This window comes from Kangiella profundi (genome assembly GCF_002838765.1).
Lineage (GTDB): Bacteria > Pseudomonadota > Gammaproteobacteria > Enterobacterales > Kangiellaceae > Kangiella > Kangiella profundi.
In genome coordinates, this window is record NZ_CP025120.1 from 1,550,452 (window position 1) to 1,571,973 (window position 21,522).

General features: G+C 43.2%; 19 protein-coding genes. 6 read left to right on the forward strand and 13 right to left on the reverse strand.

Going from position 1 to position 21,522, the window contains the following annotated elements; genetic code table 11:
• Positions 1-93: 93 nt before the first annotated feature.
• Together CW740_RS07225 and CW740_RS07230 are read right to left on the reverse strand one after the other, a co-directional pair.
• Positions 94-444, reverse strand: a complete 351-nt coding sequence (locus tag CW740_RS07225; RefSeq protein ID WP_106646886.1) for a hypothetical protein — start codon at positions 442-444, stop codon at positions 94-96.
• A 56-nt stretch (positions 445-500) separates the two neighbouring features.
• Positions 501-1,070: a YceI family protein gene (locus CW740_RS07230; protein ID WP_106646887.1), complete on the reverse strand. Its 570-nt coding sequence runs from the start codon at positions 1,068-1,070 to the stop codon at positions 501-503.
• 97 nt (positions 1,071-1,167) lie between these two features.
• On the opposite strand from CW740_RS07230, the gene CW740_RS07235 reads away from it, so the two are divergent.
• Complete coding sequence (locus CW740_RS07235; RefSeq protein ID WP_106646888.1) at positions 1,168-2,697, forward strand: DUF4139 domain-containing protein; 1,530 nt, start codon at positions 1,168-1,170, stop codon at positions 2,695-2,697.
• Positions 2,698-2,771: 74 nt separating this feature from the next.
• Here the strand turns inward: CW740_RS07235 and CW740_RS07240 are convergent, their stop codons facing one another.
• The 9 genes from CW740_RS07240 to sdhC form a co-directional block, all read right to left on the reverse strand.
• A complete protein-coding gene (locus tag CW740_RS07240) occupies positions 2,772-5,516 on the reverse strand; it encodes a M16 family metallopeptidase (RefSeq protein WP_106646889.1) in 2,745 nt (914 codons plus the stop codon).
• Positions 5,517-5,710: 194 nt separating this feature from the next.
• Entirely contained in the window at positions 5,711-6,583 is an 873-nt protein-coding gene (gene sucD, locus CW740_RS07245) for a succinate--CoA ligase subunit alpha (protein ID WP_018624682.1), read from the reverse strand.
• Positions 6,583-7,749: an ADP-forming succinate--CoA ligase subunit beta gene (gene sucC / locus CW740_RS07250; RefSeq protein WP_018624681.1), complete on the reverse strand. Its 1,167-nt coding sequence runs from the start codon at positions 7,747-7,749 to the stop codon at positions 6,583-6,585. The genes sucD and sucC overlap by 1 nt, the downstream gene beginning before the upstream one ends.
• 120 nt (positions 7,750-7,869) lie before the next feature.
• Positions 7,870-9,117 (reverse strand): 2-oxoglutarate dehydrogenase complex dihydrolipoyllysine-residue succinyltransferase, encoded by a 1,248-nt coding sequence (gene odhB, locus CW740_RS07255; RefSeq protein ID WP_106646890.1) that lies wholly within the window; start codon positions 9,115-9,117, stop codon positions 7,870-7,872.
• Between the two features lie 39 nt (positions 9,118-9,156).
• Positions 9,157-11,976, reverse strand: coding sequence for a 2-oxoglutarate dehydrogenase E1 component (locus tag CW740_RS07260; protein ID WP_106646891.1), 2,820 nt, complete (start codon positions 11,974-11,976; stop codon positions 9,157-9,159).
• 289 nt (positions 11,977-12,265) lie between these two features.
• On the reverse strand, positions 12,266-12,964 hold the full coding sequence (locus CW740_RS07265; protein WP_106646892.1) for a succinate dehydrogenase iron-sulfur subunit: 699 nt from the start codon (positions 12,962-12,964) through the stop codon (positions 12,266-12,268).
• A gap of 30 nt (positions 12,965-12,994) precedes the next feature.
• Positions 12,995-14,773 carry a succinate dehydrogenase flavoprotein subunit gene (gene sdhA, locus CW740_RS07270; protein WP_106646893.1) on the reverse strand — a complete coding sequence of 593 codons (1,779 nt, stop codon included), beginning with the start codon at positions 14,771-14,773 and terminating at the stop codon, positions 12,995-12,997.
• Positions 14,774-14,776: 3 nt separating this feature from the next.
• The gene (gene sdhD / locus CW740_RS07275) at positions 14,777-15,130 is read right to left on the reverse strand and encodes a succinate dehydrogenase, hydrophobic membrane anchor protein (RefSeq protein ID WP_106646894.1); all 354 of its coding nucleotides are present in this window, start codon (positions 15,128-15,130) and stop codon (positions 14,777-14,779) included.
• Positions 15,121-15,498, reverse strand: coding sequence for a succinate dehydrogenase, cytochrome b556 subunit (gene sdhC, locus CW740_RS07280; RefSeq protein WP_106646895.1), 378 nt, complete (start codon positions 15,496-15,498; stop codon positions 15,121-15,123). Before sdhC ends, sdhD begins: the two co-directional genes overlap by 10 nt.
• A 338-nt stretch (positions 15,499-15,836) precedes the next feature.
• Between sdhC and gltA the strand changes: the two genes are divergently transcribed.
• Together gltA and CW740_RS07290 are read left to right on the forward strand one after the other, a co-directional pair.
• Positions 15,837-17,126, forward strand: coding sequence for a citrate synthase (gltA, locus tag CW740_RS07285; protein WP_018624674.1), 1,290 nt, complete (start codon positions 15,837-15,839; stop codon positions 17,124-17,126).
• A gap of 174 nt (positions 17,127-17,300) precedes the next feature.
• Complete coding sequence (locus CW740_RS07290) at positions 17,301-18,380, forward strand: tryptophan 2,3-dioxygenase family protein (RefSeq protein ID WP_106646896.1); 1,080 nt, start codon at positions 17,301-17,303, stop codon at positions 18,378-18,380.
• Between the two features lie 70 nt (positions 18,381-18,450).
• Here CW740_RS07290 and CW740_RS07295 read toward each other — a convergent pair whose 3' ends face one another.
• Entirely contained in the window at positions 18,451-18,873 is a 423-nt protein-coding gene (locus CW740_RS07295; protein ID WP_106646897.1) for a VOC family protein, read from the reverse strand.
• 10 nt (positions 18,874-18,883) lie between these two features.
• Positions 18,884-19,396, reverse strand: a complete 513-nt coding sequence (locus CW740_RS07300; protein WP_106646898.1) for a GAF domain-containing protein — start codon at positions 19,394-19,396, stop codon at positions 18,884-18,886.
• Between the two features lie 182 nt (positions 19,397-19,578).
• On the opposite strand from CW740_RS07300, the gene CW740_RS07305 reads away from it, so the two are divergent.
• The 3 genes from CW740_RS07305 to CW740_RS12530 all read left to right on the forward strand — a co-directional run bounded on the left by CW740_RS07305 (position 19,579) and on the right by CW740_RS12530 (position 21,514).
• On the forward strand, positions 19,579-19,776 hold the full coding sequence (locus CW740_RS07305; RefSeq protein WP_018624670.1) for a DUF1289 domain-containing protein: 198 nt from the start codon (positions 19,579-19,581) through the stop codon (positions 19,774-19,776).
• Between the two features lie 58 nt (positions 19,777-19,834).
• Positions 19,835-21,232 carry an asparagine--tRNA ligase gene (gene asnS, locus CW740_RS07310; protein ID WP_106646899.1) on the forward strand — a complete coding sequence of 466 codons (1,398 nt, stop codon included), beginning with the start codon at positions 19,835-19,837 and terminating at the stop codon, positions 21,230-21,232.
• Positions 21,233-21,337: 105 nt separating this feature from the next.
• Positions 21,338-21,514 carry a CBU_0585 family protein gene (locus tag CW740_RS12530; RefSeq protein ID WP_188459683.1) on the forward strand — a complete coding sequence of 59 codons (177 nt, stop codon included), beginning with the start codon at positions 21,338-21,340 and terminating at the stop codon, positions 21,512-21,514.
• The last annotated feature ends 8 nt before the right edge of the window (positions 21,515-21,522 follow it).

Here is a 21,522-nt window from a genome sequence, read left to right on the forward strand (position 1 = left end):
GGCGCTCAATTAAGAGCGCCATTTGCTCTGCTTTACTATCGCTATGTTAGTAAACTGGTGGGACTTAATTTTTTCTCTAATTCTTTTCTATAATTACTCACTGAAGCTAGCCACTCCTAACGACACCTCAGCAATTCTACGTCGAGCCTGACTTAAATATTTGGCAAACTTTTTGTTCTCTTTTAACTCTTTAAACTCATTCGAGTTATAGAGCTTTCTGACTTGAAGTTTCTGATCTGAAAACTCATCGGGTAAATAGTCAACACCGACTTTGCACCAGGCCATTCCTTTAAGACGCAAGTCTTCGGGGTGACCTTTTCCCTGAACAAATTTACAGATAGAAGTAATTTGATCAGCCATGTGCGAATCAATTTTGAGAACATTAGCTTGTGCGTTGAACGATATTAAACATACCGAAACAACCGATAAAACAGAATGTTTCATACGGGCTTTGCTATATGGTTAAAGCCCGCTTAAAACTTAGAGATAGCGAGCCAGGGTTATTGTTTTAAAACTACTTTATAATTAACTTCAACTTCGTGCTGTACCCAATCAGGGTTCTTCCAAGCACCAAGTCCAAGATTGAAATCGAGTCTGTTTAATGTATAGCTTCCTGATAGCTCTATCAAGCCACCCAGTTCCACATAATTCATGAACAGCGTCACAGGTTTTTCAATTCCTTTAATAGTTAAGCTCCCTTCAACCTTATAGACACCGTCAGACTCTAACTGTATCTGATGACTTTTAAACACTCCCTGTGGCGTGTTTTTAACATCAAACCAGTTACTTTTCTTGAGCATGCCATCACGCTTTTCACTTCCACTCTCAACGCTGGCAAGATCAACATTCACGCGTATTGAGCTTTGCTCTAATTGATTCTTATTAAAAACGATAATAGGCTCAAATGATTGAAACTGACCATTAAACTCAGTCTTCTTGTTTTGAACTCCACTAAACTTAATAAAGCTCTCTTCCGCTTTAACCTCTAGTGGTTCATCAGCAAGCAGGCCAGTTGAAAAAATTAAGCCTGATAAAAAGATGGTTCGAACTACAATTTTCTTAAGCAACACAAGAATACCTCAACAGTTAACAACTGGTTGTCGGTCTTAACCCTTTTCGGTTAATCTGACGTTTATATGGATGAAATTACAACATAAGGTTAAGACTATGAAAATAACGTCAAACACAAAACCACTATTCTTACGGAGTATAATCCCATCGCTGATAGCCTTTACCCTGTTGGGATGTAACTCAAGCGCCAGCGCTGAAGAACAGGACGCCATTACCATCTATAGCAGTGCCCAGCCAGGTGCCATTAATCCGGACCTTTACCGACCAGTACCCGGTCAAAACCGAGGTTACTATAGAGTACCAGGTTATGGTGTCATTAAGTCAGTTCGAAACTACCAACTCAATAAAGGGCAAAACCGTATCCAAGTTAGTGATGTTGCGGCTTTCATTGACCCAACTACCGTATCATTTCGCTCTCTGAATAATAAACAGACTCGAGTTCTGGAGCAAAGCTACCAATTTGACCTGGTCAATCAGCAGCAACTCCTACAACGCTTCCTTGGTAAAACTGTCACAGTGCAACAAGCACAGGGAGATGAGCTGGTAGATATTAAAGGCGAGTTATTAAGTGCAGATGGAAACTTGGTTCTAAAGACAGAAAAAGGAAATATTCGAACTATTGGCTATTATGCCGGCATAATATTTCCTGACTTACCGGAAGGCCTGCGTACAAAGCCAACACTTATCTGGGATCTCTACTCCCCTGCCACCGGTAAACAAACTACTGAACTAAGTTATCAAACCGAGGGCATGACCTGGTGGACCGATTACAACGTAACCTATGATGAGTCAAAGGGCTGCAACATGGATCTATCAAGCTGGGTGAGTATCATTAATCAGTCTGGTGCCAGTTTTAACGACGCTAAACTGAAACTTATTGCCGGTGATGTAAATCGCACTCAACAAAATGAACCACCAAGAGTTATGGCATCACGCGTTGCCGAAGAAGCAATGATGGATAAAGGCTTCGAAGAAAAAGCATTCTTTGAGTATCATCTATACACTCTAGGTCGTCCGGCAGACCTTCCTAACAATTCAACAAAGCAACTCGAACTGTTCCCTTCGGTTAAAGATATTCAGTGTAATAAAGAGCTGGTTTTTGATGCCTCAAGCCAGCTTTATGGGTATCACGGCATCAATACCAATGAAAGCTATGGGAAAAATATTGCTTCAGACGTGAATGTCTATTTGCGCTTTACTAATGAGGATGACAACCAGTTGGGAGTGCCTCTTCCTGCAGGAAGAATACGCGTTAACCAACGGGACACTGATGGAAGCCTCGAATTTATTGGAGAAGATATCATCGACCATACACCAAAGGATGAAGAAGTTCTGATAAAAATGGGCAATGCCTTTGATGTTAAAGGCGAGCGCAAACAGACCAACTATCAGATAGACACTAAGAAAAAAGAACTAAGCGAAAGCTTTGAAGTAACGCTAAAGAATCACAAGGAAGAAGCAGTAACAGTCGTCATACGCGAAACATTGTATCGGTGGTCTAATTGGAAAATAACACGCAAGTCACACGATTATGAGAAGCAGGACTCACGTCACATACACTTCAAAGTAACAGTGCCTGCAAATGGTGAAATTAAAGTTAATTATACTGTTGAATATGACTGGTAGACTGTAACCCAAACTTGATAAACAAAAAAGCCACGACCTGAGTCGTGGCTTTTCAGATAGAATCAAGCCATTAACTATTCAGCTTCTAGCTTCGCTTTATCCCCTGCTTTGATGATTGAAATGTTGTCCATCTTAATATGACGACGGAACGCATCATTAACATCTTTCAAAGTAAGCGCCTTAAGCTTTTCTTCATACTCCTTTGACCATTCCATAGTACGATCAAGATCAAGATTACCTGCCAAGCTGCTAACCAGGCGAGCATCTTTTGAACGGTCAATACGGTTGTTCTGTAGAACACCATCGCGCGCCTTATCCAGCTCTTCTTGAGTAAAGCCATCATTTAATGCACGCTCTAACTCTTCCTTAAAACCAATCTCTACACGAGGTAAGTTCTCAGGGGCAGCAATAGCGTATGCACCAAAAGTGGCATTCTCGTCATAAGAACTAGCACTGAAGAAAGAACCTGCTCCATAACTCAAGCCATCTTTTTGACGTAAACGTGTCGCTAGACGACTGTTTAGGAAACCACCACCAAAGATTTCATTAGCCATTTTAAGAGCAGCATAATCTGGGTGTTGATCGCTCAACTCCAACTTAGTCATGGCAGCAAAAGCAGCACCGGCTTTATCTGGTGTGTCGATAAATTTATTTATCGCTTCAACATCTGCAACGCTTCGCTCAATTCGCTTATACTCAACATCAGCATCCCAGTTTCCAAGGATGTCATCAAGTTGTTCATGCAATGCTTTTTGTTCAAAGTCACCCACGACAGCAATATCAGCTTCTTTAGCACCAATAAAGTTGCTGTGGAAAGCTTTAAGGTTATCAACTTCAACTGATTTAATCGCCTCAATCTGCTCATCAATGCTCATACTGTACAAAGGATGGCTTGGATCATAAGGGTTTAAGTGCTGATTAAGCTGCAGGAATACTTGTGTTTGTGGTTGTTGTTTTTGCTGTTCCAGAGCAACAATTTGTTGCTTTTTAAGCACTTCTAATTCCTTTTTATCAAAAGCTGGCTGCTTGAGAACTTCTTCCACTAATTCCAGAACTTTAGGCAAATTTTCTTTCACAGTCTGAATACGTACACCAGTATTGGTAGCGCCACCGGAGACACTGACGTTTGCTTTCAGGCGATCGAACTCAGCTTGAAGTTCCTCACGCGTATAGTTTTCAGTACCGCGCATCAGCATGCTTGAAGTTAATGAAGGTACAACACCTGCATTGCGCAAATCTTCAAGGTTGCCTATATCCAAGTTGATAGTCATTACCACAGATTCACCACGTGTTTTCTTAGGTAAATAAACAACTTTTGCACCATTAGAAAGCGTTGTGCGGTCACTGCGAGCATCAATATTGTCATAAGAAGCATCAAAATCTTCGCCTTGCGCTACAGCTTCACGACCAGTGTAACCTTCTAGCATTTTCTGGATGTCTTCACTATTAAGTCTTGCAATAGAGTCTGCACGGTCAGGCTTTTCTTCTGGAATAAACAAGGCAACGGTACGGTTGTCATTGACCAAGTACTCTTCTGCTGCTTTTTGAACATCTTCCGCAGTAACTTTCTCCAGACGGTCGCGGTTCAAAAACAATAATCGCCAGTCACCCATACCAACCCACTCAGTTAATTGCAGGGCGACACTTTGAGTATTGTTGAAGCTCAATTCGATACCTTTCAATAGCTTGGTTTTAGCACGCTCAACTTCTTCCTCAGTAATTGGGTTTTGAGCAGCACCTTCTAGTACATCAACGAATGCAGCTTCAGTTTTGGCAAGATCCTTATCTTTAGCAACCTGCGCCATAAACAACAAGGCACCAGGCTCAGCTAATTGAAAGGCAAAGCCGCCAGCAGAAGCGGCCAGATCGTTATCAACCAACTCTTTACGTAAACGACCAGTCTGTGAGTCACCCATGATTTGTGACAAGATTTGTACTGCTGCATAATCAGCATGAGGTCCGGCAGGAGTTTTATATAAGCCACCGACAACCTGTACATCACCGGTACGGCGAATGATTACTTTACGTTCACCATCTTGAATGGGTTCTTCTGTATAAAGCTCCGGTAATTGACGCTTTGGCTTTTTGATATCACCAAAATACTTGTCGACTTTTTTTATAGTCTCTTCTTCATCGATTTTACCGGCAATGATTAAAGTCGCATTGTCTGGCTGGTAATATTTTTTATAGAAAGCCTGTAGATTGGTAATATCAACATTCTCAAGGTCTGAGCGAGCACCAATAGTCGACTTACCATAGTTATGCCAGTCATAAGCCACTGACATTAAACGCTGCATCAGAACACGCATTGGACTGTTTTCACCGTTCTCAAGCTCATTGCGGACAACGGTCATTTCACTATCCAGGTCTTCCTTGGCTATGAAGGAATTAATCATGCGATCAGACTCTAAATCTAGTGCCCAGTTTAGATTATCTTCAGTAGCAGCAAAGGTTTCATAATAATTAGTGCGGTCAAGCCATGTGGTACCGTTAGGCTCTGCACCTCGTTCACTTAGCTCCTGAGGGATATCTTTATGATCAGGTGTGCCTTTAAATACCAAGTGCTCAAGCAGGTGAGCCATACCTGTTTCACCGTAATTTTCATGCTTGGAGCCCACATGATAGGTAATATTAACGGTAATTGATTCCTGAGTTGGATCCGGGAATAACAACACCTGTAGGCCGTTATCCAGACGATATTCAGAAATTCCCTCGACCGTAGTAACCTTTTCTACGCCCTTAGGTAATTTAGCAAAAGCACTAGACACACTGGTGGTTAAAACCAGGGCTAAAGCTGCTGTTTTAAGTCTTAGAGTCATATATCCCTCTTAATTATCAATAGCAAAACATATTCCAATAGGAGCATGAAGTATCCTTAAAAGCCTTGTAACTTTGTAGTCGCTATTTGTTAATAAATATTTCAATTGCTTTCAGTTTGAGAATTACTTTCATGAGCACATAAAAAAAGCCGCCCAAGCGAGCTTGGACGGCTTTTATATAACTAGCTAGATGATTACCAACCAGTCACTTCTTTCAATGCACTACCGATGTCAGCTAATGAACGCACAGTTTTAACACCTGCGTCTTCTAAAGCTGCAAATTTCTCAGCAGCAGTGCCTTTACCACCAGCGATAATGGCGCCAGCATGGCCCATACGCTTACCTGGAGGTGCTGTAACACCAGCAATATAAGAAACTACTGGCTTAGTGACGTTTTCTTTAATGAAAGCGGCAGCTTCTTCTTCAGCAGAACCACCAATTTCGCCAATCATAACGATTGCTTCTGTTGCTGGGTCCTCCTGGAACATTTTCAGGATATCGATGAAGTTAGAACCAGGGATTGGATCACCACCAATACCAACACAAGTCGATTGACCGAAACCGAAATCAGTTGTTTGCTTAACGGCTTCATAGGTCAAAGTTCCCGAACGCGAAACGATACCTACTTTACCTGGTAAGTGAATGTGACCCGGCATAATACCAATCTTGCATTCACCAGGAGTAATAACGCCTGGGCAGTTAGGACCGATAAGACGCACACCTAATTCGTCACACACGATCTTAGCTTCAAGCATATCCATTGTAGGAATGCCTTCAGTGATACAAACCACTAACTTAATACCAGCATTGGCAGCTTCTAGAATTGAGTCTTTACAGAAAGGCGCAGGAACATAGATTACTGAAGCTTCAGCACCAGTTGCTTCAACCGCATCTTTGACTGTATTGAAGACAGGCAAACCTAGATGAGTTTGACCACCTTTACCAGGTGTTACACCACCAACCATGTTAGTGCCGTATTCGATTGCTTGCTCAGTATGGAATGTACCCTGTGAACCAGTGATACCCTGACAAATAACTTTGGTGTTTTTATCAATTAAAATACTCATTATTTGCCCTCCGCTGCAGCAACTACTTTTTTCGCTGCGTCTGTTAAGCCTTCAGCTGCGATAATGTTCAAGCCAGACTCAGCAAGAACCTTTGTACCAAGTTCGGCATTGTTACCTTCAAGGCGAACAACAACTGGAACTTTAACGCCAACTTCTTTAACGGCACCAATGATACCTTCTGCAATCAGGTCACAACGCACGATACCACCGAAGATATTAACCAGAACGGCTTTTACATTTGAATCCGAAAGGATAATTTTGAATGCTTCTGTAACGCGCTCTTTAGTAGCACCACCACCAACATCAAGGAAGTTTGCTGGCTCACCGCCATGCAATTTAATGATGTCCATAGTGCCCATCGCAAGACCCGCACCGTTAACCATACAGCCGATGTTGCCATCAAGTGCTACATAGTTAAGTTCAAATTTTGCAGCATGCGCTTCACGCTCATCTTCCTGAGAAGGGTCGTGCATTTCTGCCAATTTAGGATGACGGTACATGGCGTTACCATCGATGTTAATTTTTGCGTCTAAGCAGTGCAGATCGCCATCTTCTTTGATAACCAGTGGGTTAATCTCAAGAAGTGCTAAATCTTTTTCCACGAACATCTTCGCTAATTGCAAGAAGATGTGGGTAAATTGCTTAACCTGCTTACCTTCTAAACCAAGTTTGAATGCAAGTTCACGGCCCTGATATGGCTGAGCGCCTACTAGAGGATCGATTGTTGCTTTAAGAATCTTCTCTGGAGTTTCTTCGGCAACTTTCTCAATTTCAACACCACCTTCAGTTGATGCCATGAAAACAACACGACGGCTAGAACGATCAACGACTGCACCCAAGTAAAGCTCTTGAGCAATATCGGTACACTCTTCAACAAGGATCTTACTGACTGGCTGACCATTTGCATCAGTTTGATAAGTTACAAGGTTCTTACCAAGCCACTGCTTAGCAAACTCTTTAACTTCGTCTTTTGTCTTAACTAGCTTTACACCGCCAGCTTTACCACGACCACCGGCATGCACCTGGGCTTTAACCACCCACATACTGCCGCCAATGCGACCAGCTGCTTCAAACGCAGACTGAGGGTTATCGACTGCATAACCCTCCGATACTGGCAAACCATACTCTCTAAAAAGCTGTTTACCTTGATACTCATGTAGGTTCATGTTTATGTTCCTATTACTTTGGCATAAGTACTTTTACAAGCACGTAGAATTTAAAACTTAAGGTAACTAAAAACGCCAATGCCGAACATAAGTTCGGCATCAGTGCTTAGATTCTGGAGCTTATAGATCCAGCAACATGCGAGCTGGGTCTTCAATGAACTCTTTAATCGTTTTCAAGAAGCCCACAGATTCGCGTCCATCAATAATTCTATGGTCGTAAGACAATGCAACGTTCATCATTGGACGAATTACAATTTCGCCATTAATAACCACAGGTCGATCTTCCATACGGTTCATACCAAGAATGCCGCTTTGTGGAGGGTTAATGATTGGTGTGGCCATTAAGGAACCAAAAACACCACCATTAGAGATCGTGAAAGTACCACCTGTCATGTCTTCAACAGTCAGCTTATTATCACGAGCTTTTTCACCAAATTCACGGATCTTAGCTTCAATTTCAGCAAGGCTTAGTGTGTCTGCATCACGCAATACAGGTACTACCAAACCACGTGGTGAAGAAACTGCAACACCAATGTCATAGTAGCCATGGTAGACAATATCATCACCATCAATAGAGGCATTTACTGCTGGGTAACGTTTTAGAGCTTCTACAGTTGCCTTAACAAAGAAAGACATGAAGCCTAGGCGTGTACCATGAACTTTTTCAAACTGTTCTTTATATCTAGCACGCAAATCTACAACTTCTTTCATGTTGATATCATTGAAAGTCGTTAAGATTGCAGCAGTATGTTGCGCTTCAACAAGACGCTCAGCAATACGCTTACGCAGACGAGTCATTGGAACACGCTTTTCTTCACGCAAGCCGGCTGATACAGGTGCTGAACCAGAATCTTTCTTGCTATCTGATGATTTAGCTGATGCACCACCGTCTTTAATAAATTTTTCAACATCTTCCTTAGTTAAACGACCACCTTTGCCGCTTGCTGGAATTTGTTTAGGGTCAAGATTGTGCTCGGCTACCAGACGGCGAACAGCTGGAGATAAAACATCCAAATCTGCTGAGGAGGTTTCTTCTTTAGCTTCTTCTTTTTTCTCTTCTTTGGAAGACTCTTCTTTTGATGAGCTGTCTTTTTTGTCATCTCTGCTTTCAGCTTTTGCGTCACCAGATGCACCAGCTTCAAACTTAGCGATAACCTCTTCCTGAAGTACAGTGTCACCTTCTTCTTTGATAATTTCAGAAATTACACCGTCATCCGGAGCCACAACTTCAAGAACAACTTTATCAGTTTCAATATCGACCAGATTTTGATCTCTTGAAACAGACTCACCTGGCTTAACGTGCCATGTTGCAATCGTAGCGTCAGCTACTGACTCAGGTAACACAGGAACTTTAATTTCGATAGCCATGTTTTAACCTTTTACCTTACCTAATTTAATTCGATTCGATTATTTGATGCCAAGTGCATCTTTTACAAGTTTTGCCTGTTGCTCATTATGGATAGAAGCATAACCGACAGCCGGTGCTGCTGATGCTTCTCTACCTGCATAATCAACTTTTGAGCCATTAGGAACAGCTTCATCAAGGTTATGACGTGAGCAATACCAGGCACCCTGGTTTTGTGGTTCTTCTTGACACCATACAAATTCTTTTGCCTTTTTATATTGAGCCATAATCTCTTTCACTTCTTCGTGCGGGAAAGGATACAACTGCTCAATACGAATAATAGCAACATTGTTCAGTTCTTGTTCGCGACGCTTCTCAAGTAAGTCATAGTAAACTTTGCCTGAGCACATTACGATACGTATTACTTTGTTTTTATCCAAGCTATCAATTTCATCAATAGCGTTCTGGAACTGCCCTTTTGTCAGCTCATCAACAGTTGATACTGCCAATTTATGACGTAATAGACTTTTCGGCGTCATCACTACCAAAGGCTTACGCAATGGGCGAATCATCTGGCGACGGATCATGTGGAAGGCCTGAGCTGGAGTCGAAGGCACAACGACCTGAATATTATGCTCAGCTGAAAGCTGTAGGAAACGCTCCAAACGAGCTGAGCTGTGCTCTGGTCCCTGCCCCTCATAGCCATGAGGTAAGAACAGACTCAAACCAGATAAACGACCCCATTTCTGTTCTCCAGAACTGATGAACTGGTCAATAACTACTTGAGCCCCATTTGCAAAATCGCCAAATTGGGCTTCCCAGATAACCATCGAGTTGGGTTCATTGGTTGAATAGCCGTATTCAAATGCCAAGACAGCTTCTTCGGATAATACTGAATCAATAACTGTAAACTGTGGCTGATCATCTTTAATATGCTGTAGCGGAATATAGACTTCTGCATCGTCTTGATCATGTAATACTGCGTGACGATGGAAGAATGTTCCACGTCCACTATCTTGACCACAAAGACGAACTTCGAAACCTTGATCAAGTAATGATGCATAGGCCATAGTTTCCGCAAAGCCCCAGTCCATTTTGACTTCGCCTTTTGCCATTTTCTTACGCTCACCCATTAGTTTTTTAACGCGTGATTGCAATGGCAAATCTTTCGGATAATGACAAATACGCTCTGACAGTTCTTTGAACTTGGATTCGCTCAAGCCTGTATCCGCTGGAGACTGCCAGGTTTGATTTAGAAATGGTGACCAGTCTACGTTGAATTCACGTTTGTGATTTTCAATACGGTTTCTTACTACTGATTTGCCAGTGTCTAGCAAGTCACGGTAATCATCCAACATCTTTTTAGCGTCGTCAGCAGACAAAACCTTATTATCAATCAAACGGTCCTCATATATTTTACGAGGCGTCGGATGCTTTTTGATCTTCTGATACATCAAAGGCTGCGTCGCATTAGGCTCATCAGCTTCGTTATGACCATGGCGACGATAGCAAACCAAATCAATAACGACGTCTTTCTTAAATTTCTTACGGAACTCAAGAGCAAGACGGGTCACATATAAAACCGCTTCTGGATCATCACCGTTAACATGGAATACTGGAGCTTCAACCATTTTAGCAACGTCAGTACAGTAAGCAGTAGAACGGGTATCGTGAAGCTTTGAAGTAGTAAAACCAACTTGGTTATTGATCACAATATGAATGGAGCCACCAACATAGAAGCCACGCGCTTGCGACATGTTGAAGGTTTCCATAACAACACCCTGACCGGTGACAGCTGAGTCACCATGAATCAGTACTGGGATAACCTGGTCACATTCCTTATCGTTACGACGCTCCTGGCGAGCACGCACAGAACCCAGAACTACTGGACTAACAATCTCAAGGTGTGATGGGTTAAACGCGAGTGCTAGGTGAACAGGGCCACCCTCTGTTTCAACATCATTGGAATAACCCATGTGGTATTTCACGTCACCTGAAGAGCCATTTTCTACTACAGCATTTTTACCGGCAAACTCGTCAAATAACACCTGCGGATTTTTGCCCATAACGTTTACAAGAACGTTTAGACGACCACGGTGAGCCATACCAATAACAACTTCCTTAGCGCCATTAATGCCTGACTGATTAATCATGTCGCGCATCATTGGGATTAGGCTATCGCCACCTTCCAGTGAGAAACGCTTTGCGCCGGGGAATTTTGAACCCAGATATTTCTCTAATCCTTCAGCTGCTGTGAGCCCTTCCAGTATTTTTTTACGAGTTTCTTCACGGAACTTATGAGAAGAGTTGGCTTCTTCGAGCTTTTCCTGAATCCAACGACGCTCTGTTAAGTCATTGATATGTAAGAACTCTGCGCCAATTGTATTGGAGTAAGTCTCTTTCAGGCGCTGTAGGATTTCTTTTAAAGTCTGCTGATCAGGGCCTGCCAGATTTCCGACATGGAATTTAGTATCAAGATCAGCTTCAGAAAGCTCAAAGCTTTCCAGGCTTAAATTCGTTGGGTAAGGATGCTTCCATAGCCCTAAAGGATCTATATTAGCGTGGTGATGACCACGAGCACGATAAGATTCTATCAGATGCAATACTTTAACTTGCTTAGGATCAGCAACTGAAGAACCGCCACCTTGCGTAAAGGCAATCTTTTGACGGTTAAGACCTATCTGACGAAAATGCTCTCGAATATCACTATGCGAGACATCTTTTGTATCAGCGTTCTTTGCGAACTCGTCGAATTTTACTCGCCAGTCAGAATCAACAGACTGAGGATCTTCTAAGTATTGCTCGTATAATTCTTCCAGATAGCTTGCGCTGCTACCGGACAGGTAGGCGCTCTCGAACATCGCCTCTAACCCATTTTTCATGTATCGTAACACCACTCTAGGTATTTAAGTCGCTATGATAACTAAAAATCAGGAGTCTTAACACAGTATTAAGTCTTTAATTTGTAAAAGTCCTGTTTAAGAAAACCTGATTAACTCATTGTTTTTATGAATTAACTGCCTTCAAAATACTACAGCTAATCCTTCTTCAACTAGCATCAAAAAAATTGATGTATCAAAAAGTATCGTTGCTTTCGCAAAAAAAGACGAAAAGAACAGAGCTTTGAGGCCCCGGTCTTTTCGTCTGTATTAATGCTTTAAATCAGCTAAGTTAAACTCCGCTCTTCAGCAACATAGAACGAATGTGGCCGATTGCGCGTGTTGGGTTTAGACCTTTCGGGCAAACATCCACACAGTTCATGATGCCACGGCAACGGAATACGCTATAGGCATCATCCAATTCGGCTAGACGCTCTTCTGTCTGAGTGTCACGGCTATCAACAAGGAATCGATAAGCTTGCAACAAACCTGCTGGACCAACGAATTTGTCAGGATTCCACCAGAATGATGGGCATGATGTTGAACAACAGGCACACAAGATGCACTCATAAAGACCGTCTAATTTCGCACGATCCTCAGGTGACTGTAAGCGTTCTTTTGCTGGTGGTTCATCGTTTGCAATTAAGAATGGCTTAATTTTCTCATATTGCTTATAGAACTGAGCCATATCCACGACCAGATCACGAATTACCGGCAAACCAGGTAAAGGACGGATCACAATCGGTGTTTTCAGGCTAGACAATGCTGTAATACATGCTAGGCCGTTTTTGCCGTTGATATTCATACCATCAGAACCACAAACACCTTCACGACACGAACGGCGGAAAGATAATGTTGGGTCTTGATTCTTCAATGCTACCAGAGCATCCAACAACATCATGTCAGAACCTTCAGGAACATCTAAGTCATATTCCTGCATATAAGGCTTTTTATCAGTCTCTGGGTTGTAGCGATAAATACTAAATTTCATTTGCTTCACTCCGTATTCTGTAGCTACAGATTAATATGTACGGGCTTTCGGAGGGAAAGCTTCGATTTTGGTTGGGCTCATGTTCACATCACGCTTACCCATTTCTTCAGTCACTGGGTAATAAACAGAGTGCGCTAACCAGTTTTCGTCATCACGATCTGGGAAGTCTTCACGGCTATGAGCACCACGACTTTCAGTACGGAACTCAGCAGCCATAGCGGTTGCATAAGCCACTTCCATCAAGTTTTCAAGCTCAAGACACTCAATACGCTCGGTATTAAAGGCTTTAGACTTGTCTTTTAGTCGTGCGTTTTTCAAACGTTCACGTAGCGACTTAATCTTATCCAGACCTTCTTTCATCAAATCACCGGTACGGAATACACCGAAGTGATTCTGCATGGTGTTTTGAAGCTCTCGACGCAACTCAACTGGATCTTCACCTTCGTTAGTGCTGTCCCAACGATTAATACGATTTAGTGCACGCTCTGTGTCTGAATCGTTATAGTCAGAGAAAGGCAAGCCTTCACGTAGCGACTCTTCAAGGTGTAAACCAGCAGCACGGCCAAAGACCACAAGGTCAAGCAGTGAGTTACCGCCCAAACGGTTAGCACCGTGCACAGATACACAGGCCACTTCGCCCACAGCGTAGAAACCTTTAACAACCTTTTCTTCGCCAGCTGGTGTACGGTCAATCACCTGACCATACTTATTGGTAGGAATACCACCCATCATGTAGTGACAGGTCGGAACTACTGGAATTGGATCTTTTGCAGGATCAACGTGAGCGAAAATTTTCGATAGTTCACTAATACCTGGAAGACGAGAGTTCAAGACCTCTTCACCTAAGTGATCCAGCTTTAAGAAAACGTGATCGCCATTAGGACCAGCACCACGACCAGCTAGAATTTCTTTCATCATTGAACGAGCAACTACGTCACGCGATGCCAAATCTTTAGCATTAGGTGCATAACGCTCCATGAAGCGTTCACCATCTTTATTGATCAGGTAACCGCCTTCACCACGACAGCCTTCTGTTACCAAAGTACCAGCACCAGCAATACCGGTTGGGTGGAACTGCCACATTTCGATATCTTGAACCGGTAAGCCTGCACGCAACGCCATGCCAACACCATCACCAGTGTTGATCAATGCATTAGTAGTTGACGCATAGATACGACCAGAACCACCCGTTGCAAATACCGTAGCACGCGCTTTAAACAAGGCAATTTCGCCGGTTTCAATGCACATTGCAGTGACACCACAAACGTCACCGTCCTCATTGCGCACCAAATCCATTGCATACCACTCGTTAAAGAATTGAGTATTGGCTTTCAGGTTGGCCTGATACAAAGTATGCAATAAGGCATGACCAGTACGGTCAGCAGCCGCAGCAGTACGAGCTGCCTGCTCGCCACCAAATTCTTTAGACTGACCACCGAATGGGCGTTGATAAATTTTGCCATTATCTAGACGAGAGAATGGTAAGCCCATGTGCTCAAGTTCATAAACAGCAGCTGGGCCATTTTCACACATGTACTCAATAGCATCCTGGTCACCGATATAGTCTGAACCTTTAACGGTATCAAACATGTGCCAGCGCCAGTCATCCGGGTGAGAGTTACCCAAAGCTACAGTTATACCGCCTTGAGCAGATACTGTGTGCGAGCGAGTAGGAAATACTTTAGAAATCAATGCGACTTTTTGACCACTTTGTGCCAATTGCAGCGATGCACGCATACCAGCGCCACCGCCACCAACGATTACCGCATCAAAGGTATGTGTTGGAATAGAGGAGATTTGGTTAGACATGCTTTATAGGCTCCACAAAATCTGAATGCCCCACACTAACAGCGCCAGGCAGATGAGAATAACAAGTACTTGGAAGACAAAACGAATTGCCAGTTTTGGCATATAGTCAGTGGACACAATCCACAGACCAATCCAAGCATGTCCGATTACTGACAATAATGCCAATAACGAGAAAACTTTCATAAAGGTCGATGCAAACAACTCCTGCCATACTGGGAATGACAAGTCAGGAGTTGTGCAAATGAAGTAGCCAAGGAAAATTACGTAGGCCAACATTACAATTGCTGACACACGCTGGATGATCCAGTCATGCAGGCCCGAACGACCAAGGCTTGTTGATGCTGTTACTACGCCCATACCCATACTCCTAATACGACTGCAGCAATCGCAGATAGAATAATTACCAGCCAGGCACCACGACGGCCACCTTCTAGCGACTCACCAATGCCCATATCCATTAACAGGTGACGAACACCTGCAATAACGTGATAGGCAACAGCGGTAGTGATGGCCCATAAAACGAACTGCCATAAGAATGACTCGGCAAACATGGTCTTAAGCTCATTAAAGCCAGCTGGTGTGAAGGATTTTTGTAGCATCCATAAAAGGATAGGTACAGCGAAGAATAATATGACGCCTGTAATACGATGCAAAATTGAAGAAATTGCAGGTACAGGGAATCTTATCGTTGCAAGATTCAGGTTTGTTGGTCTCTTTTGATTCACGACGTATCTTATCTATTTTTGCCCAGGTCGCCAGGGCGTGAGAGTCTCTGTGTCCTGCCTTACATGAGTGCGTGAAATGCGACCGAAATACGCTGCAGACAGGAACCCCGTAGTGATACAAAGTTTCGGACGCAAATTATATAAGTGCTTGTCGGTGATTACAATTAATTAACCCGATAGATTTCCTATATATGCCAAAATCTTATTGATCATCATCAAGTGTCACAAAAATATCTCATGTAAAATGTGACAAAATTTTGTAGAATGCACCACCTGATTGAGATTAGACTCGATTTATTGAGTAAAAAGTAAGCAATTTATAGTCCAAAGGAGACTTTATGTCGCAACAAACAGCTAAACTTAGCTTACCCAATGGCGAAGAATTGGATTTGACCGTACTTTCCCCTACTCTGGGCAAAGACGTAATCGACGTAAGAGCGTTAGGCAAAGCTGGCTACTTCACTTATGACCCAGGTTATGTATCGACTGGTGCCTGTGAATCTAAAATTACTTACATTGATGGAGAAAAGGGCCAACTACTCTATCGTGGTTACCCAATTGAGCAGCTTGCCGAGCAGTCAAACTTTGAGGAAGTTGCTTACCTTCTATTAAACGGTGAATTACCTAGCAAAGAAGAATACGAAAACTTCGTTGCCAAAATTAACAATCACACCATGGTTCATCAACAGATGATGAACTTCTTCAATGGCTTCCGCCGTGATGCCCACCCGATGGCTATCATGGTTTCTGTAGTTGGCGCACTGTCTGCCTTCTACCACGATTCATTGGATATCAATAACCCTCAGCACCGTGATATCAGCGCCCTGCGCCTGATTGCGAAAGTACCTACTATTGCTGCAATGTGTTACCGCTACAGCGTTGGCCACCCATTCGTTTATCCTGATAACGATATGAGCCTGGCTGAGAACTTCCTGAATATGATGTTCAGCATGCCTACCAATGACTGGAAACCTGATCCAGTATTAGTCAAAGCAATGGATCGTATCTTTATTCTTCATGCGGATCACGAGCAAAACGCATCTACATCAACAGTTCGCCTTGCAGGTTCTTCTGGCGCTAACCCGTTTGCTGCTATCGCATCCGGTATTGCCTGCCTATGGGGCCCTGCGCATGGTGGTGCTAATGAAGCCTGCTTGAACATGTTGCGTGAAATCGGTGATGTTAGCCGCATTCCTGAATTTATTGAGCGCGCTAAAGATAAGAACGACCCATTCCGCTTGATGGGCTTCGGTCACCGCGTCTATAAAAACTTTGACCCACGTGCCAAAGTTATGCGTGAAAGTGCTCACGAAGTATTGGATCTACTGGGCAAGCATGATGACCCAATCTTCAAGGTTGCACTTGAGCTTGAGAAAATTGCCCTTGAAGATGAATACTTCATCGAGAAGAAGCTTTACCCGAATGTAGACTTCTACTCTGGCGTTATACTTGATGCCATGGGTATCCCAACCAATATGTTTACAGTGATTTTCGCTTTAGCACGTACTGTAGGCTGGGTATCTCAATGGCATGAAATGATTGGAGAAGATGACCGTCGCATCGGACGTCCTCGTCAGTTATATACAGGTGCCACAGAGCGCGATTACGTGGATATCAATAAACGTTAATCGGGCAACAAACACCTGACTTTGAAAAATTATTGCTGACAATATTTTTTTCAAAGGTCTATAATTTAAAGGAGCACTTCGAGTGCTCCTTTTTATTTGCCAAATAAAAGTCTTTAACAGTTAAAAAAAGAGCAAGGCGATACAGCCTGTCATTCTTAATAAAAGCGGTGGACCATGCAAAAAAATACCAAACCCTGTTATTACCCAGACTATCTACAGCTGGATAAATTACTCGACGCACAGCACCCAGAAAGCAAAAAGTATGGTGCCGAAGCCCATGATGAAACCCTTTTCATCATCGTCCATCAGGCCTACGAATTATGGTTTAAGCAAATTTTGCATGAAATTCACTCCATCCTGCCCGTTCTGTCTCAAAGCCATGTCGACGAAAGTAAAATCAGTACCGTAAACCTGCGTCTGGAGCGTGTTCATCGTATTCAGGATGTTCTGGTCGACCAAATTGATATTTTGGAAACCATGACTCCGCTGGATTTTCTCGACTTCCGTGATTACCTGATTCCGGCTTCAGGCTTTCAAAGCATTCAATTTAAAGAGATTGAAATTCTGCTTGGGCTGAAATCCGAATATCGTATCAACTTCGACAAAAAGTCTTTCTACAGCCGCTTAAATGAACAGGATCGCAATTACTTAATGGATCTTGAAGAGAAACCCTCATTATTTGATGCGGTTGAAAAATGGCTGGAGCGTATGCCTTTCCTTGAGTTTGGTGATTTTAAATTCTGGAACATCTTCAAAGAAGCAGTCGAAACCATGCTCAATCATGATGAGAAGGTATTGAAAGAAGCCGATTATCTTAGTGACGCAGAAAAAACTTTCCAATTGAATGACCTGGAAAATACCCGCGCCACTTTCGATGCCTTGTTTGATAAAGACAAGTATGACGAGCTCAAAACTCAGGGGCGATTCCGCATGAGCCAGGAAGCAACGCTAAGTGCCCTGTTCATTAACCTTTATCGTGAACAGCCTATGCTCAATGGTCCGTTTAGATTGTTGCAGGGATTGGTTGAAATTGATGAGAAATTCACCACTTGGCGCTATCGCCACACCACCATGGTGTTGCGTATGATTGGCTCCAAGATAGGAACAGGTGGCTCGGCAGGTCATGATTATCTTCGTCAAACCACTCAGAACAACCGTTTCTTTCGCGACCTGTTCAACCTGACGACCTTCCTGATTCCACGCTCAGCACTGCCTGAGTTGCCGGAAGAAGTGATTAAGGCGATGAATTTTTAGATTAAGTAATAAGTAGAATATTGAAGATAAAAAAGCAAAGCCGAGGCTTTGCTTTTTTATTGATTTAAATCTATTTAGCGAACAACTGGCTTAAGTCGTTGAAAGCCTTAAATTCCAATGCGTTGCCTGAGGGGTCATAAAAGAACATGGTGGCCTGTTCGCCGGGTTGGCCCTTAAAGCGAATGTAAGGCTCTATGGCAAATTGTATGCCCTTCTCTTTTAATCGGTCTGCCAGCTGCTGCCAGGTTTCCATATCCAGAACCACGCCAAAATGCGGCACTGGGACGGCATGGCCATCAACCTGGTTATGAGCTTTGTCTGCTGACTCCATTGATTCATCAAGATGGGCCACCAACTGATGCCCATAGCAGTCATAATCAATCCAATGATCACTAGAGCGACCTTCGCTAAAACCCAGTACCCGGCCGTAAAACTCTCTGGCCTGCTCTAAATTATGGACTGGAATGGCTAAATGAAACGGACGAATGCTCATAAATAACCCTCTATGGGAACTGTGTGCGCTTGATAAAGGTTTCTAACAACGCTGTCAACCCATCAGCATCTTCCTGATCAAATCGATTAGTGATTGGGCTATCAATATCCAGAACGCCCTTCAGTTCACCATCAACAACTACAGGAATCACCACTTCACTTTGCGAAGCAGCATCACAGGCTATGTGACCAGCAAACTGATGAACATCTTCAACTAGCTGAGTTTCAAGCGTAGAAGCCGCCGTTCCACAGACACCACGACCAAAGGGAATGTGAACACAGGCCACCTTGCCCTGATACGGACCAAGTATCAGGCTGTCAGCCTTTTCAGGATTGACCAGGTAAAAACCAGACCAATTAAGCTCAGGCAGCATCTGGAAGATAAAGGCTGACATTTGCGACATATTGGTTATCCAGTTACTGTCTTCGGCCAATAAGGCATCTAATTGAAGCGCTAACTGACGATAGTATTCAGGTTTGTCGTTTCGATACTCTTGAATTTGGGATTCGTCTAGTTGGAACATGGTATACACATCAAATTGAGAATAGCGGCAAGATAGCTGACAGCCCCAATAATTACAAGGGTTAGATTGTGAGCAATCGTTACAATATATAGTAGTTTTGATATAAGATTAGCACTAGCCATCTACCGCATGTCACGGTAACATACGGCGTTTGTTTTTTCGTGAGTTTCGCAGGAGAAATCGTGTCCATTTCAAGCAAAGGCCAAAGAAGTCCTACTGCCTCGCCATGCATTGGCGTCTGTAGTACGGTTTTAGGTGATGAAGTGTGTCGTGGTTGTGGTCGAACATTCGACGAGGTGCTTAACTGGCATACTTTCACAGATGACCAGAAAAAAGCCGTAAATCTTCGTCTGAAACTCGAAGGAAAACAGAAGTTTTAACACCAATATTAATAAATATTCTCATTTCAAATAGAAGGTAAATCGGAGCCTTATTATCATGTTAGTATCTATTGTCGACGCCCTCGCGGGCAAACCCGGCGTCGGTGAGCAAGTCACCGTACAAGGCTGGGTACGTACTCGTCGTGATTCGAAAGCTGGACTTTCGTTCGTTAATATTCACGATGGCAGCTGCTTTAATCCTATTCAGGCAGTGGTCGATAATAATGTGGCTAATTATGAGTCCGAAGTCGTTAAATTAACTGCAGGCTGTTCGGTCAAAGTAACCGGAAAGCTGGTAGAGTCACAGGGTAAAGGCCAGTCTTTCGAAATTCAGGCTACAGCGGTTGAAGTGCTGGGCTGGGTTGATGATCCTGATACCTACCCTATCCAGCCAAAACCACACTCTGTTGAATTCTTGCGTGAAAATGCTCACTTACGTGCACGCACTAACTTGATTGGTGCAGTAACACGCGTGCGTAACTGCTTGGCACAGGCGATTCACCGTTTTATGCACCAGCAAGGTTTTTACTGGATTCACACACCAATCATCACGGCTTCTGACGCAGAAGGCGCAGGTGAAATGTTCCGTGTCAGCACCCTGGACATGACTAACCTGCCCAAAGATGACAAAGGCAATATTGATTACAGTGAAGATTTCTTTGGTAAAGAGTCATTCTTAACCGTTTCTGGTCAGCTGAACGTTGAAACCTACTGCATGGCAATGTCCAAGGTTTACACCTTCGGACCAACTTTCCGTGCCGAAAACTCGAACACCAGTCGTCATCTGGCCGAGTTCTGGATGGTGGAACCAGAAATCGCATTTGCTAACTTGTCAGATAATGCAGACTTGGCCGAAGCCATGATGAAGTACATATTTAAGGCAGTTCTCGACGAGTGCGCCGACGATATGGCCTTCTTCCAGCAGCGTGTCGACAAGGACTGTATCAACCGTCTTGAAAATGTCATCAATCACAACTTCGAGCGCATGGATTACACTGACGTAATTGAAGTACTGAAAAAGGCTGACAAGAAATTCGACTACCCAGTCGAGTGGGGAATTGACCTGCAATCTGAGCATGAACGTTACATTGCTGAAGAGTATGTGGGCCGCCCAACCGTAGTTATGAACTATCCGAAGGATATAAAAGCCTTCTACATGCGCATGAATGACGATGGCAAAACCGTTGCCGCTATGGACGTATTAGCACCGGGCATTGGTGAGATCATTGGTGGTTCGCAGCGTGAAGAGCGTCTAGATGTGCTTGATAAGCGTATTGAAGAAATAGGCTTACCGGCTGAACATTACTGGTGGTATCGCGACCTGCGTCGTTACGGTACCGTACCTCACGCTGGTTTTGGTCTGGGTTTTGATCGCTGTGTATCTTATGTTACCGGTGTTCAAAACATTCGAGATGTGATCCCCTTCCCCCGCGTACCAAACAACGTTAAGTTTTAATCGCGTATTAAAAATGCTAAAGGCCACTTCAGTGGCCTTTTTTAATACTTTACGCTAGTATCAAATTATCCAGAGAAAATGTCTTACCCAATCTGAGGCTAAGTGATGTCAAAAAAGAACTACACCAGCGAAATCACAGACTTTCTTAAAGAGCTAGATGAAACCATCAAGCCTGACTCACCTTCCCGCCGAGCTGAAAAAGCTAAATATGATGAAATAAACGAAAAACGGGACAATCCAGATTATAAAGATAAAAAATCAAAATTATGGGAAGACTTTTAAGCCTTCCC

Excerpts from the sequence above, each read along its gene's own strand:
- CW740_RS07225 (WP_106646886.1), bottom strand. The coding sequence starts at position 444 with ATGAAACATTCTGTTTTATCGGTTGTTTCGGTATGTTTAATATCGTTC.
- CW740_RS07235 (WP_106646888.1), top strand. The coding sequence starts at position 1,168 with ATGAAAATAACGTCAAACACAAAACCACTATTCTTACGGAGTATAATC.
- CW740_RS07240 (WP_106646889.1), bottom strand. The coding sequence starts at position 5,516 with ATGACTCTAAGACTTAAAACAGCAGCTTTAGCCCTGGTTTTAACCACC.
- sucD (WP_018624682.1), bottom strand. The coding sequence starts at position 6,583 with ATGAGTATTTTAATTGATAAAAACACCAAAGTTATTTGTCAGGGTATC.
- sucC (WP_018624681.1), bottom strand. The coding sequence starts at position 7,749 with ATGAACCTACATGAGTATCAAGGTAAACAGCTTTTTAGAGAGTATGGT.
- odhB (WP_106646890.1), bottom strand. The coding sequence starts at position 9,117 with ATGGCTATCGAAATTAAAGTTCCTGTGTTACCTGAGTCAGTAGCTGAC.
- CW740_RS07260 (WP_106646891.1), bottom strand. The coding sequence starts at position 11,976 with ATGAAAAATGGGTTAGAGGCGATGTTCGAGAGCGCCTACCTGTCCGGT.
- CW740_RS07265 (WP_106646892.1), bottom strand. The coding sequence starts at position 12,964 with ATGAAATTTAGTATTTATCGCTACAACCCAGAGACTGATAAAAAGCCT.
- sdhA (WP_106646893.1), bottom strand. The coding sequence starts at position 14,773 with ATGTCTAACCAAATCTCCTCTATTCCAACACATACCTTTGATGCGGTA.
- sdhD (WP_106646894.1), bottom strand. The coding sequence starts at position 15,130 with ATGGGCGTAGTAACAGCATCAACAAGCCTTGGTCGTTCGGGCCTGCAT.
- gltA (WP_018624674.1), top strand. The coding sequence starts at position 15,837 with ATGTCGCAACAAACAGCTAAACTTAGCTTACCCAATGGCGAAGAATTG.
- CW740_RS07290 (WP_106646896.1), top strand. The coding sequence starts at position 17,301 with ATGCAAAAAAATACCAAACCCTGTTATTACCCAGACTATCTACAGCTG.
- CW740_RS07295 (WP_106646897.1), bottom strand. The coding sequence starts at position 18,873 with ATGAGCATTCGTCCGTTTCATTTAGCCATTCCAGTCCATAATTTAGAG.
- CW740_RS07300 (WP_106646898.1), bottom strand. The coding sequence starts at position 19,396 with ATGTTCCAACTAGACGAATCCCAAATTCAAGAGTATCGAAACGACAAA.
- asnS (WP_106646899.1), top strand. The coding sequence starts at position 19,835 with ATGTTAGTATCTATTGTCGACGCCCTCGCGGGCAAACCCGGCGTCGGT.
- CW740_RS12530 (WP_188459683.1), top strand. The coding sequence starts at position 21,338 with ATGTCAAAAAAGAACTACACCAGCGAAATCACAGACTTTCTTAAAGAG.